Genomic DNA, 12,947 nt, shown 5'->3' with positions numbered 1-12,947 from the left:
CCCCACGCCCACGCCTACCCCGAGCGTGGGCGTCGCCCCGCCGACCGGGGCGACTCGGTGGTTGCTCGACGCCGCCGCCTGGGCGGTGCAGCGGCCCTGGCTGCTCGCCGTCGCCGCGGCCGTGCTGGTCGCCTACGTTGCCGGACGCAACCTTCTCACGCTGTGGCGGCACCGCCACCACGCCGACGGCGCCCGCCTCGTCACGATCGCCCCGCCACCCGAGGTCGACCCCCATAGCGCCGCGGCGCTGTGGGCCAACCTCGCCGGCACCCTCACCCCCTCTCGCCGGCGTCGGCTGCTGTACGGCAGCCCGCACGTCGCCTGGGAGTACACCTGGAGCGGGCGGCGGCTGCTCATCAGCGTGTGGGTGCCCGGCACCGTCCCGCCCGGCGCCGTGGAGGCCGCCGTCCGCGCCGCCTGGCCCGGCGCCGCCTGCACCACCGACGACGCCCCCGGCCCGCCGATCCCCCTCGACACGGTGGCGGTGGGCGGCCATCTGCTGCCCACCGCCGCCGAATGGCTGCCCTTCGCGGCCGACCACGACACCGACCCGCTGCGGGCCCTCATGTCCGCCGGATCCGGGCTGCGCGCCGACGAGCACGCCAGCGTGCAGATCCTCGCCCGCCCCGCCACGGCCCGCCGCGCGCTGCGAGCGCGACGCGCCGCCAGCCGGCTGCGTGACGGCAAGACCGCCGTGCCCGCCATCAACCCGGCCGCGCCGCTGCTGTGGCTCATCGAGGCGTTCCTACCCGGCCGCCCCGCCCCCGCCAACGGTCGGCCCGGGCGGGCGGGCCGACGCGACCCCAGCCTGGAACGCGACGTGCGGGCCATCCTCGACAAGACCTCCCACCCGCTGTGGGAGACCGCCGTGCGTTACGCCGTGGCCAAGGACACCGGCCGCGCCAACACCGACCAGCGTCCCCGGCTGCGGGGCATCGCCGACACCATCGCCTCGGCGTTCGCCGTGTACTCCGGTCGTAACCGGCTCACCCACCGAGCCCGCATGCCCCACCCCACCACCGTGCTCGCGCTGCGGCGTCTCGGCACCGGGTTCCTCACCTCCTGCCCGGAGTTGGCCGCGCTCGCCGCGCTGCCCCAAGACCTGGCCGTCCCCGGCCTGGACCGGGCCCGCGCCAAGTCCATGCCCGCGCCGGTCGCCGTGCCCACCGGCGGGCGCGGCGAGAAGGTTCTCGGCACCGCGCAGGTCGGCGGCCACAAGGTCGCCCTGTCGGTGCGGGATGCGAGGTATCACACCCACGTGATCGGGTCGACCGGCAGCGGCAAGACGACACTGCTGGTCAACATGGCCGTCGACGACATCACGGCCGGACGTGGCACCGTCGTCATCGACCCCCACGGCGATCTGGTCCTGGACATCCTCGACCGGCTCCCCGAAGAGGCCAAGGATCGGGTGGTGCTGTTCGACCCCGACCAGCCCAACCCGCCGACGATCAACCCCCTCGCCGGAGACGACCCCGACCTCGTGGTCGACAACCTCGTGTCGATCTTCGGCACCATCTTCGCTAAGGCGTGGGGACCCCGCATGGACGACGTCATGCGGGTGGCCTGCCTGACACTGCTGCGCCACGCCAACGTCACCCTGCAGCACATCCCACCGCTGCTCAACAACAAGCAGGTCCGCGCCGAGATGACCGTCGACCTCGACGACCCGGCCGGACTGCGCGGCTTCTGGCAGTGGTACGACGAGCTCAACCCCGCCCTGCGTTCCCAGGTCATCGGTCCCGTCCTGGCCCGGCTGCGCGCGTTCCTGCTACGCGACTTCGTCAACCGCACGATGAAGTTCCCCGAGCCGAGCTTTGACATGGCCGAGATCCTCGACGGCGGGGCGCTGCTGGTCCGTATCCCGAAAGGACAACTGGGGGAGGACACCAGCAAGCTGCTGGGCTCGATGATCCTCGCGCAGGTGTGGCAGGCCGCTACCGCCCGCGCCCGCATCGCCCCCGACCAACGCCGCGACGCCACCTTGATCATCGACGAGGCGCAGAACTTCCTGACGCTGGCCAACAGCCTGGACACGATGCTCGCCGAGGCCCGCAAGTATCGGCTGGCGATGGTCCTGTCCCACCAGGACCTCGCCCAGTTCCCCAGGGAGTTGCTCGCCGCCGCCTCGGCGAACGCCCGCAACAAGATCTACTTTTCGTGCGCCCCCGAGGACGCGCGTGTCCTGGCCCGCCACTCCCTGCCGGAACTCGACGAGCACGACCTGACCCACCTCGACGCGTACACCGCCGCGGCCCGCCTCGTCGTCGACGGGCAACAAACCCCGGCGTTCACCATGCGTACCCGCCCACCGAAACCGGTCGCCGGATACGCCACCACCATCCGTCAGAGCGCTGAGAAGAGAGTCCACGCGCAGGAGCCCAGCGCGCTCGACGCCCGGATCGACATGCTGTCCCGACCCAAAACCGACAAAGCGCGGGGCGCGGCCGACAGCGGCGACACCGACCCGGCACCGGGCGCCACTCGCCCCGCCTGAGCGCCGCGCAGGCCGGCGCACTGTGACTCGCAGCCGCCAACAGGTGGGGGTTCGGTGGGGTCTTCGGTGGCGTCTTCACCGCCGCTTCACCAGCTCCATCCACCGTCGCGGCTGGCACGGCCGCCCGATGCGGCTGCCAGTGCAGCACACCGCCGGTGACCGGCTCCGGTCAATGGCGCTGACAGTTCCAGACTCCCTCCTGAATGGAGGGATTTTTCCTTCTACTCCCCCTGAGGAGACGTCCATGTCCGGCCACACTCCTACTCCCGCACCTGACCCGTCCGACGACCCGTCAACCACCGACTCGGGCCCGTCCGAACCCCGTCAGCGTCCGCCCAGCAAGAAGGAACTGCTGCGCTACCTGCGGCAGTTGACCCTGCGCGACCACCAGCTCCTCGACTGGCTCGCCGAGCACTACCTGCTGTCCACCGACCAGATCGCCACCGCGCTGTTCCCGTCGAAGCGTTCCGCGTGGCTGCGCCTGGCCGTGCTGCACCGCATCGGGGCCGTGCACCGCTTCAGCGACATCAGAGCCGGCACCAGCCAGCGCCTTTACACCCTCGGCCCGCTCGGCCTCGTCGTGCACCCCCACCCCTACACCGACCCCGCACGGGCGGACGCGCGCCCGACGCGCACCAGCGTGGAACGCGCCACCCGCATCATCGGCAGCGGCCGGCTGCGGCACCTGCTCGGCACCAACCAGCTTTTCATCGACCTGCACGCCTACACCCGCACCGACCCCAGCGCCCGGCTGGTGCGCTGGTGGTCCGAGCAGCACACCACCGCCGCCTACACGCTGGCCGGTATCCGCCCCGACGGCCACGGCATCTGGCATGCCGCCGGCCGCGCCGTCGGGTTCTTCCTCGAACACGACAACGGCACCGAACCCCTGCGCACGGTGCTGCGTAAGTTGCGCGCCTACGAACGCCTCGCCGAGTACGGGCCTCGGTACCCCGTCCTGCTGCGCGTGCCGAACCACCGCCGGGAGGCGAACCTGCTCGACGCCCTCGCCGGCGTGCCCACCGCGATGCCCGTGGCCACCGGCCTGCATGACGAACACCCCGCCGGGCCCGCCTGGACCCTCGCCGCAGACCCCGGCTCCCGCCGGTGGCTGCACGAACTGCCCAGCGACCACGGCCCCGACACCGCCACCAACCCCCACCGCTACACCGACCCCGACGACTGACAACTGACAGCCAGCCCCGCTGGCTCGCTCACAGCCGCTCACATCGCAGGCCAACGCCCCTCACCGCCGTCACGCCGACACAGGTGGGGGCGCGGCCCGTCGGAGCGCCTGTGAGCGTGCCTGCCCACTCACAGCCACTCACAGCCGCTCACGCAATTCCCGCCCGGCATCGGCAGTTGATCTCTCACAGTGCAGTTCAACCGCCCTGCGGCGGGGCGAACGCGGCCCCAGCCCGCTGTGAGTGCCCAGGGCTACCGTTCACGGCAACACCACACCTCATATATCGCTCCACCCCGGTTCGGTCCCACCTGAGGGATCCTCGCCGCACCAACCCGGTGCGCCACGCCCACCCGCTCACGCCGGTCGGCACGCGCACCGCGCGGCGACCCCGACGGTCGCACCAACCACCCGCACCACCTGCCTTCCCATCCGCTCTGAGCCGACCCATGAACCCGGTGGGCCGGTCAAACGCGCGTGCCCGCGCGAACCCCTACCCGAAGGAGGACCCAACGTATGTCCACTCCCAACGGCACCCCGCTGACCCGTCACGGCAGCCGCGTGCTCATCCCCTCGGCGAAGCCGACCCCCGCCCGGACCGCCACCGCCGCCGCACCGCCGAAGTCAGCCGCCGCTGTCACCCCGACCGCGACGGTCGCCCCGGCTCCCGCGGCCATCCCGCAGGCAGTCGTCCGCACCATGACCGTCTGCGTCACCGGCGAACTGGCCACGGTGCTCGACAGCACCCGCAACCTCGAACGCCACCTCGGCGTGACGGGCGCCAGCTGCCCGCGGTACTGGGCCATCCCGGCCCTGCGCCTGTGGCAGCGTGGCCAGCTCATCGACCTGCGCCCGGCCAAGACCGGTCCCCGGCAGTGCGCCGGTGGGCCCATCCGCCTGCTCGACCTGGCCGGCATGCGCCACGGTGCCTACGTCGGCGCGAGCGTGCGGCACCAGCACTGGACCCATGTCGTCGCGGGAACGAGGCCGGCCATCCCGTGGCCGACCTTCCTGCAACGGCACCTGTCCGACCCGTCGGGATACCCGATGGACACCGCCACCGGCGAGTTCCACCGGCAGCCGCGCGTGCAGGCCATGCGCATGCACAACGCCGCCACCCACACACCCGGTCAGCTCGACCTGGGCGACCTGGAGATGTTCCAGGCCGGTGTCGCCGCCTACGCCAACTACCACGCCCTCTGGGCGCTGTGCACCGACGCCTTCCTCACCGAGGCCGGCGACCGGATGCAACCGGCAAGCGCGTTCTTCGCCGACCGGATCACCTACCTCGAGAAGGCGGCCCGCCACCTGGACTCCCTCGACGAGGACCAGCGGCTGTTCGCCATCGACCTGCACCACCCGTGAGGCCGGCCCACCAATTGCGCCCCCAGCAACCGAAGGGACCCGCGGCGGGCCGACTGGTTTGACCCATCTGCGTCACCGCACCGCTCGGGCCAGCACACCACCCCTCGTTCCTAAAGGGACCTGTTGCTGCCCGACCGATTGCACCCCATCCCACTCCCCGCGCAGTGCCGCCTCGCGCGGCGCTCCCGTCCCTCCCACCCACAACCGTCATGGAAGGAGCAGCATGTCCCGCTACCTGTACTTCGACCTGCAAGCCGTCGCCGCCCAGGCGCGGCACGCCGTCCTCGCCGACCGGAACGTGCCTATCCGCTGCGGCACCGCCGGCGAGAACGGATCGGCGGATCCGGCGCTGCAGCTCTACCGCTACGGCGGGCAGCCCCGGCTGGCCGGCAACGGAGTCCACTGCGCCTACGAGGCGCTGCCGCCGTCGGTCGCTGCGGACAACAGCCTGGCCGTTCCCGCCGTTCGGCTGCCGCACAAAGACGACGCGCAGGCCCTGCCGCTGCTCGACAGCGCCAGACCGTCGCTGATGGACCTGCTCACCCAGGGCCTCCTCGACGGCGCGCGGTGGGTGATGGTCGACCCCAACACCCTCGCCGTCGGTGTCGGCCGGCGCCGCATCCGACGCCGCGCCCTCGCTGATCCCCGCTGATCCCCGTCACCAGATCCCTCGGTGGGCCCGTCTGTCGCCCTCGCGCACAGCCGGACCCACCGGGGGCGCAACGCCCGAAACGGCCGGTGACCCAGCACCTCACGCCCAGCCGACGACGGCGCGACGCCTCGCCGCCGACCTGCAGGTTGGCCACGACGCACCCCTCCCACAGGCCGGCTGCCCGCGATGTTGCGCAGCCCGGCTGATCGCCCCCGAGCGCTCGGACAGCAAGGCCCGCTCGCAACCCACCCCTGGGGCGAGCACTTCAGGGCGCCGGGCGCCCCGGGCCGGGGTACCCAATCCCGAGCCTGGCCGGCAACAGGCCGCCCTTTCCCTCTTCCGTCGCCGACAACTCGATGCTCATTCGGATCCGGCTGCGCTCCATGCGACCGCCCTGGCCGGCCGTCCGCGAGATCACCGCTACCCGCCGCCGTCCGCCTCAGCAGCCACCCGCCGCTCACGGACAAGCGCTCTAGGCCAGCGGCGTCCCGGATCGCCTACCGGATCTCGGGGCGTGTCCCGAGGTCCGGTCATCGCACTTGATCAGCGCCGCGTTCGAAGCGTGGATCAGTGCTGACCTCACACGAAAGGACGATGCCCATGACCGACGCACCGGAGCCTGTACCGGCCCACGCGATGTTCAAGGTCCTCGCCGCGCTCGCGGAACTCGGGGAGGCCACCGCCGCCGCCGTGGCCGACAAGGCCGAGCTCGGCTACTCCACCGCCACCGCGAAGCTGCGTGCCTGGGAGCAGACCGGGCAGACCGAACGCATCCACACCGAGAGCAAGCGTGCCGTGTGGCGGCTGACCGACGCTGGCCGCGCCACCGTCGGCACGGATCAGGCCGCGGCAAATGACAGCCCGCCCGATGTGCTGCCCAACGAGCCGGCACGGCCTGCCTCCGACGACCCTGCCGAGGTCACCGACACCGCCGAAACACCCGAGGAGCCCTCCACGCCGGAACCCGAGAATCCCGCCCACGGGAAACCCTCGACCTGCGCCAGCGACACGACCGCCCCGCCGGACGTACCCACGCCGTCCGACGGTGAGGAAGAACCCGTGGCCACGACCGACGGGGACAGCCAGCAGTCTGTCTCCACGCCCGACCGCACCGACCCGGACACCGCAGCCCCGTCCGATCACCCAGCCACCGGAGGCAGCCGCCGGGCGAAGGGCTCCCTGCGAGGGGCGGTACTGGACATCCTCGAAGCCCACCCCGACCGGGCCTACAAGACCAGCGAGCTGTGCAAGCTCATCGACGCCGCGAACGCCGGCAGCGGCGCGAAGAAGGCCAGCGCGGGCGCGGTCGTCAACGCGCTGGTCAAGCTCGTCGCCGCAGGGAAGGCCGTGCAGACCGTGGAAAAGCCGGCCACCTTCCAGCTCGCCCCCACCACCAGCGGCCGATAGCCGCCGGCCACCTATCAGGCAGCCCGAGGGCGGGCGTCGAAGTTGGCGCCTCACGCCCGCCCCCGGTGCTCCTTCTCAGACAAGGAGCGTTCCCAGTGTCTTCCATCCTGCACACGATCGCCATCGCCGTCGGCGGGATCCTCGCCGGTCTCGCCCTCGCCGCCGCCCTGCTGTGGCGGCAGCGGCAAGAACTGCGCGCGGCCCGCTACCAGGCCAGCCACGACGAGATCACCGGCCTGCCCAACCGGCGGCTGTTCCTCACCCGCCTGACCGCCGTCCTGGAGGACAACGCGCCGGTCGGGGTGGTGCTGCTGGACCTCAACCGGTTCAAGACCGTCAACGACACCCTCGGCCACGAGGTCGGCAACGACCTGCTCCACCAGGTCGGCCGCCGACTGGCCAGCCTCCCCGCCCCCGTGCGGGTCGCGGCCCGGCTCTCCGGCGACGAGTTCGCCCTGCTGGTCACCGGCGACCGCGAAGACACCGCCGCCGCGGCCGACGCCGCCTGGCAGGCGATCGCCGCCGACTCGATCCGCGTCGTCAACGGCGACCTGCAGGTGACCGCCTCAGTCGGCTACACCCACACCCACCACCCGAACACCAGCACCCGGCAACTGCTCACCCAGGCCGACCGCGCCATGTACGAGGCGAAACGCGTCGACGGCGGCGTACGCGAGTACCTGCCCCACCGCACACCCGCCCTGCGCAGCCGCAGCCGTCACGGCGGCTGACCCCGCACCCCGCATGTCACAGGCCCCGCAGCCACCCGGCTGCGGGGCCTTTCGCCTGCCCACCCCTTTGCAAGGGAGAACCTGGTGCTGTCCTCCAACACTGTCCGCACGCTCACCGATTGCCTCATCGCAGCAGACGCCGACGCCGAGCAGATGGGCTGGGGTCAGCCCCCGACGCTGCTGCTCGTCCACGACTGGCTCCTGTCCGCCAGGCCGAAGCGACGACGCAATATGCGCAGCCTCGAGTTCCCGCTGCACCCCGACGACCTGCTCGCCGACCCGGCCGGGCTGCCCGCGCTGCTGCACCGCCTCGCCGCCGGGCTGACTAACCCCATCGAAACCACCCCGTACCAGGCCACCCTCGACACCATTATCAGCCGGATCCGCGCGACCACACCGGACGCACGTCTCGTGGCCTGGGCCGCCTGCTACGACGACATCCACACACTCGACGGGCAGCCACGGCAGGCCCGCCGCGTCGACGCCGTCGACGCCGACGGGCGCGTCTACCAGCTCACCCACCTGCGCGGCGAGGACCACCCGCGGGTCCGCGTCGACGACGCCCCCGACCCGGGCGACATCCCCGCCACCTACCCCGGTCTGGTCGCGCTGCTGGCCGCCACCGTCCACCACGTCGAGACCAGGACCGCCGGGGGCATGCCACGGCCGCAGCGGTCCCGCCTCCGCACCGAGCCCGAGGAACCGATCTTCGGCGTGTGCGGGCCCGACGGCGCCTCCATCCGCTGCCGGGTCTGCGGCGCCGTCGACGAGATCGACTCCGACGAGATGCCCTCCATGGCCGGCTACGGCGAAGACACCTACACCAAGTGCACCCGCTGCGGATCCGTCGAGACCACCGACCCGATCTTCGGCTGGCGCGCCAAGCCCGCCATCTGGCCGCCCACACCCGAGCCCGACCAGCCGTGACGTCGTCCGCTGAAGGAGTTTGTTCCGTGAGCACCCACTGCTACATCGGCGCCACCCGGCCCGAGAACCCGCACCTGGTGCACGCCCGGTTCGTGCTCTTCGACGGCCACCCGGCCGTCGTGCTACCCACCCTGGCCGCGATCTGGGCCGGCCACGCCGACCACGACATCTCCGCGTTGATCACCGCGATCCTGGCCGAGGACTGGGAGTACCTCGACCCGGACATCACCGCCACCACGCTGTCCCCGTTCGCCGGGCAGCGTCCGGTGCCGGGCGTCGGCATGACCCTCGCCTCCGAGGTGGACCCGCCGGAGCCGGTCACGGTGTTCCCGCTGTGCCACGCCCGGCACTTCGATGCCGAATGGATCTACCTCATAGAGTCGGGCACCGGCACCATCGCCGTGCACACCAGCGACGGCACCCGCGTCGCCACCTACCCACTCGTCGGCTGGCTGCATCCTGCCCTCACCGGCCGGGCCGAGCGGCCATGCGGGTCGCGACCCGCGGTCGGAGCGTTGCGGTGAGCGCCCGCGCCCTCGCCGTGATCGCCGCCGGGGTGATCGCCGTGCTGGTGTTGTGCGCGGGCGCCGCTGGCGTCCTGTTCACCGGCGGCGGCACCGCGTCGGCGGCCTGCTACGGCGCGGCCGGTCCGGATGGGCAGCCGCTGCTGCCCACCCTCACCATCTCCCCACCCGCCCGCGCCGGTGGGTGGGACAGCGAGCAGACGGCCAACGCCGCCGTGATCGTCGCCGTCGGCGCGGATCTGAAGGTCCCGCCGCGGGGCTGGGTGATCGCCCTGGCCACCGCCATGCAGGAATCCGGCCTGCGGAACCTGCCCGGCGGGGACCGCGACTCGATCGGACTGTTCCAGCAACGCCCCTCCCAAGGCTGGGGCACCCCCGCTCAACTGCGGGATCCCCGCTACACGGCCGGCAAGTTCTACGCCGCGCTGCTCGCCGTCGGTGGGTGGCAGGCCATGGCGCTGACCGACGCCGCCCAAGCCGTGCAACGCTCCGCCTACCCCGGCGCCTACGCCAAGTGGGAGGACGACGCGATCGCCCTGGTCCGCGTTCTCACCGGCGGCACCCCCGCCGGACCCGTCAACGGTGATCTGGAACAGGCGATGAGCAACCCGCTGTGCCTGTTCGACGCAGGCGACGGCCAACCCGGCAGCGAGCAGGTACCCCTGCCCGCCGGGTTCACCCTCCCGCCGGACACACCGTTGCCGGTCGTGACCGCGATCGGCTGGGCCCTGGCCCAACTCGGCACCCCCTACACCTTCGGCGGGGACTGCACCGCACCCCACTCCGGGATCCCCGCCCGCCAGTGCGACTGCTCATCGCTCATGCAGCAGGCATACCGGGCCGCCGGCATCCCCCTGCCCCGCACCACCAGCGAACAGGTCCACTCAGGCACCCCGGTCGCCGACTACCGCGACCTGCGGCCCGGGGACCTGCTGTTCATCCCCGGCAGCCGCGGCACCACCACCCGCCCCGGCCACGTCGGCATGTACCTCGGCCAAGGACTCATCGTCCAAGCCCCGCACAGCGGCGACGTCGTCAAGATCAGCCGCCTGTCCGCGTGGGCCAGCCAGCTCGCGGCCGTCCGCCGGATCGTCAGTTGACCGGGGCTCCCGCCGTCGGTGTTCGAACAGGCAATCGCCAAAGCCCGAACCCCACCCCTCGGCCTGCTAGCCGGGGCAGTGCCCTTCAGAGACAGGAGGAACACGATGGATCCCACTCGCAGCATGCTGCTCGCCCTCGCCAGGCACGCCGAGGACGCTCGGCTGCGCTGGAACGCCGAACGCGCCGCCATGCGGGCTCGCGGCGAAACGCCTGCCCGCAGCGAGGCGTACGCCTACTACGTCCAGGCCAACGTGTGCCTGATCGCCGCGATCGGCGCGGCGGACCTTCCGGCGGACTTCCGCATCTACGACCTCACGCTGTCCCGCGACCCGGTCGTGGCGGCCGAGCAGTTGCGACAGGTCGTCTTCGCCTACGACCACAGCGGGCCGATCGAGGCCGCGCACGAGGCAGCGCGCCTGGCCTACAAGGCGGCATTCGCCGAACCCGTCACCGCACAGGAACTGCAGTACGTCGGCCTTCTCGCCGGCCTTCCCGCCGCCCGACGCGACAAGGTCGTCGAACTGGCCGAGGAACGCGCCCGCCACGCCGAGGCATGAGGCGCGGAAGCCCCGGCAAACCCACCGGCCCTCATCAGCCGTCCGCAGGCCCACGACCCCTCGTGGCGCGATTCCTGACGGGCGGCTTCGACCGCACACCCCCGTGAAGGGATCCTGTGAGCGTCTACACCCTGACACCCAAACCCGGCTTCGAGCGCTACACCATCCAGGTCGGCTGGAATCCGCACCGCACCTTCTTCGCGACCGTCGTCGACTTCGCCTGGGACCCGGTCACCGACCCCGACAACGAACCCGACACCGTTCGGATCGGCCTGGTCGGGGCGGTTCTCGACCCGGCCGAGGTGCTCCTGGCCGTCGAATCCTACGCCCACATTCCGGCTGACCTGGCCGCCGCACTGCTCGCGGATCAGGCCGCGCACCCCGTGCGCCGCTAACACGAACAACCGCGGCCGCCGTTCGCGCCGCGACGCCAAGGGCCCACATCGCCCTCGCGGATTGCACCTTCTGGTTCATCGGCCGTCGCCTGGCCGACGTGCGTGAACCCTGCCGCACCCATCCGGGCACGGCCGATGAGGCCGTGCCCGGATTCCCTCCAACCATCCAGGGAATCCCAGCCCACCAAGGCGAAGGTTCCCGTCACGCGCCGGCCCCGTCGACTCGCGTCAGGACCAGCAGCCGAAGCCGAGCGCATCCTCGCGCAACGGCACTCCACCGGGCACGGCGACCCGGAATGACGGGCGATCCGAGGCATGCACGCCGTGCCCAGCGCCGCCGGCACCGCCACACGGCGGTGACCCGTCCTGTTCCCGCCGTGGCGGCGGATCGCTCTCACCCGACGCGCCTACCGCGCCGGCCATCTCACCGAGATCGCCCCGAGCCCCTTCCTTCATCTGAACGGAGCACCAGTTCATGACGCTTCACCAGATCCGCATCTACCACAACACCGAGTCACGGCTCACGCCCTACGAGGACGGGCACCGGCTCACGGCAACGGTCTCGCTCGGCCGCGATCTTCCCGCCGGCATCGTGCCTGAGCAGATCGGCGAATGGGCGTTCCACGTGTTCAACGCCGACCTGGACCAGCTCGAGCGCGAGCGCCTCGCACCGGGCGGGGAGATCTCGTTCCTCATCGGCTGCGTCTACCGGCTGCTGCGGCTGCGGTCGCTGTCGGTCGGCGATGTCATCGAAGTGGCCACCGATCGGGAAAGCTGGTGGCTGGCTTGCGACCCACTCCGCTGGCGGCGCATCACACCGCCGTCGAACGTGCACGGGCAGTCGCTGACCGCCGAGAAGGTGTACCAGCACATCGGAGCCCAGACGAGCCACCGATGACCGGCACCCGTCACCCATCCCACGAGGCTGAGTCGGCCGCCTACATCCTGCGGCTGCCGCCCGTCCCGCCTGCCTCGTCCCGGCCGGACATCAGCGCCTACGTCCACACCCCCGACAACCCGGTCCTCGACCGCGAGGCCGCCCTGTTCAGCCTGACCATGAACGGCCGGCCTGGCAGCGCCATCGCCGACGGCGACCTGGTCCGGCTGGTCGACACCACCACCCGGCGGCTCGTCACGGCCGTCGACCACCACACCGGTCAGATCACCGTCACCGACGACCGCGCTGCCATCAGCACCCTCCCGGGCACCGACGTCGACGTGGTCACCCGCGCCAAGCATCCGCCGGTGCCCGACGACCTCTTGGAGCAGCTGACGCTTCCCGAGGCGCGTGCCCGGATGGCCGTCATCGCCTCCGACTACGGCAGGTACCCGCAGTACACGGCAACCTACTTCGCCGGCTGGGTGTTCGGGCGCGTGGCCACGGACATCCACTGGCGCGGCGACCCGCACGCGCCGGTGGACTTCCCGGCCGGGCAGCGAGTGCTCGTCCGCCCCGACAACCGGCCCGTCTACGGCATGAGCAGGCCACACACCATGACCGCCTACTCCACCCGCCGCAGCCGGCACGGCGAAGCCATCGCGGTGTGGCCGCACCAGATCCACCTCGAAGCCTGACCCGGCGTGGTCCCGCCGCCGGCACCGCCTCAG

General features: G+C 71.9%; 13 protein-coding genes. All 13 read left to right on the top strand.

Features of this window, described 5'->3' with window-relative positions:
- Positions 1-25 precede the first annotated feature (25 nt).
- The 13 genes from ABZ570_RS03780 to ABZ570_RS03720 all read left to right on the top strand — a co-directional run bounded on the left by ABZ570_RS03780 (position 26) and on the right by ABZ570_RS03720 (position 12,914).
- Positions 26-2,497 (top strand): DUF87 domain-containing protein, encoded by a 2,472-nt coding sequence (locus ABZ570_RS03780; RefSeq protein WP_358056470.1) that lies wholly within the window; start codon positions 26-28, stop codon positions 2,495-2,497.
- 244 nt (positions 2,498-2,741) lie between these two features.
- Entirely contained in the window at positions 2,742-3,683 is a 942-nt protein-coding gene (locus tag ABZ570_RS03775; protein ID WP_358056430.1) for a replication-relaxation family protein, read from the top strand.
- A gap of 513 nt (positions 3,684-4,196) precedes the next feature.
- Positions 4,197-5,045: a hypothetical protein gene (locus tag ABZ570_RS03770; RefSeq protein WP_358056428.1), complete on the top strand. Its 849-nt coding sequence runs from the start codon at positions 4,197-4,199 to the stop codon at positions 5,043-5,045.
- Positions 5,046-5,268: 223 nt separating this feature from the next.
- On the top strand, positions 5,269-5,697 hold the full coding sequence (locus ABZ570_RS03765) for a hypothetical protein (protein ID WP_358056426.1): 429 nt from the start codon (positions 5,269-5,271) through the stop codon (positions 5,695-5,697).
- A 600-nt stretch (positions 5,698-6,297) separates the two neighbouring features.
- Complete coding sequence (locus ABZ570_RS03760) at positions 6,298-7,104, top strand: MarR family transcriptional regulator (protein ID WP_358056424.1); 807 nt, start codon at positions 6,298-6,300, stop codon at positions 7,102-7,104.
- A gap of 95 nt (positions 7,105-7,199) precedes the next feature.
- Entirely contained in the window at positions 7,200-7,835 is a 636-nt protein-coding gene (locus ABZ570_RS03755; protein ID WP_358056422.1) for a GGDEF domain-containing protein, read from the top strand.
- Between the two features lie 84 nt (positions 7,836-7,919).
- Complete coding sequence (locus tag ABZ570_RS03750; protein WP_358056420.1) at positions 7,920-8,762, top strand: hypothetical protein; 843 nt, start codon at positions 7,920-7,922, stop codon at positions 8,760-8,762.
- Between the two features lie 26 nt (positions 8,763-8,788).
- Positions 8,789-9,286 (top strand): hypothetical protein, encoded by a 498-nt coding sequence (locus ABZ570_RS03745; RefSeq protein ID WP_358056418.1) that lies wholly within the window; start codon positions 8,789-8,791, stop codon positions 9,284-9,286.
- Positions 9,250-10,386, top strand: a complete 1,137-nt coding sequence (locus tag ABZ570_RS03740) for a C40 family peptidase (RefSeq protein WP_358056416.1) — start codon at positions 9,250-9,252, stop codon at positions 10,384-10,386. Before ABZ570_RS03745 ends, ABZ570_RS03740 begins: the two co-directional genes overlap by 37 nt.
- 105 nt (positions 10,387-10,491) lie before the next feature.
- Positions 10,492-10,944, top strand: coding sequence for a hypothetical protein (locus tag ABZ570_RS03735; protein WP_358056414.1), 453 nt, complete (start codon positions 10,492-10,494; stop codon positions 10,942-10,944).
- Between the two features lie 116 nt (positions 10,945-11,060).
- Positions 11,061-11,339, top strand: coding sequence for a hypothetical protein (locus tag ABZ570_RS03730; RefSeq protein WP_358056412.1), 279 nt, complete (start codon positions 11,061-11,063; stop codon positions 11,337-11,339).
- Between the two features lie 475 nt (positions 11,340-11,814).
- Complete coding sequence (locus tag ABZ570_RS03725) at positions 11,815-12,237, top strand: hypothetical protein (RefSeq protein ID WP_358056410.1); 423 nt, start codon at positions 11,815-11,817, stop codon at positions 12,235-12,237.
- The gene (locus ABZ570_RS03720; RefSeq protein ID WP_358056408.1) at positions 12,234-12,914 is read left to right on the top strand and encodes a hypothetical protein; all 681 of its coding nucleotides are present in this window, start codon (positions 12,234-12,236) and stop codon (positions 12,912-12,914) included. The genes ABZ570_RS03725 and ABZ570_RS03720 overlap by 4 nt, the downstream gene beginning before the upstream one ends.
- The last annotated feature ends 33 nt before the right edge of the window (positions 12,915-12,947 follow it).

This window comes from Micromonospora sp. NPDC007271, assembly GCF_040634005.1.
Lineage (GTDB): Bacteria > Actinomycetota > Actinomycetes > Mycobacteriales > Micromonosporaceae > Micromonospora.
This window is presented reverse-complemented; position numbering and strand designations above follow the sequence as displayed.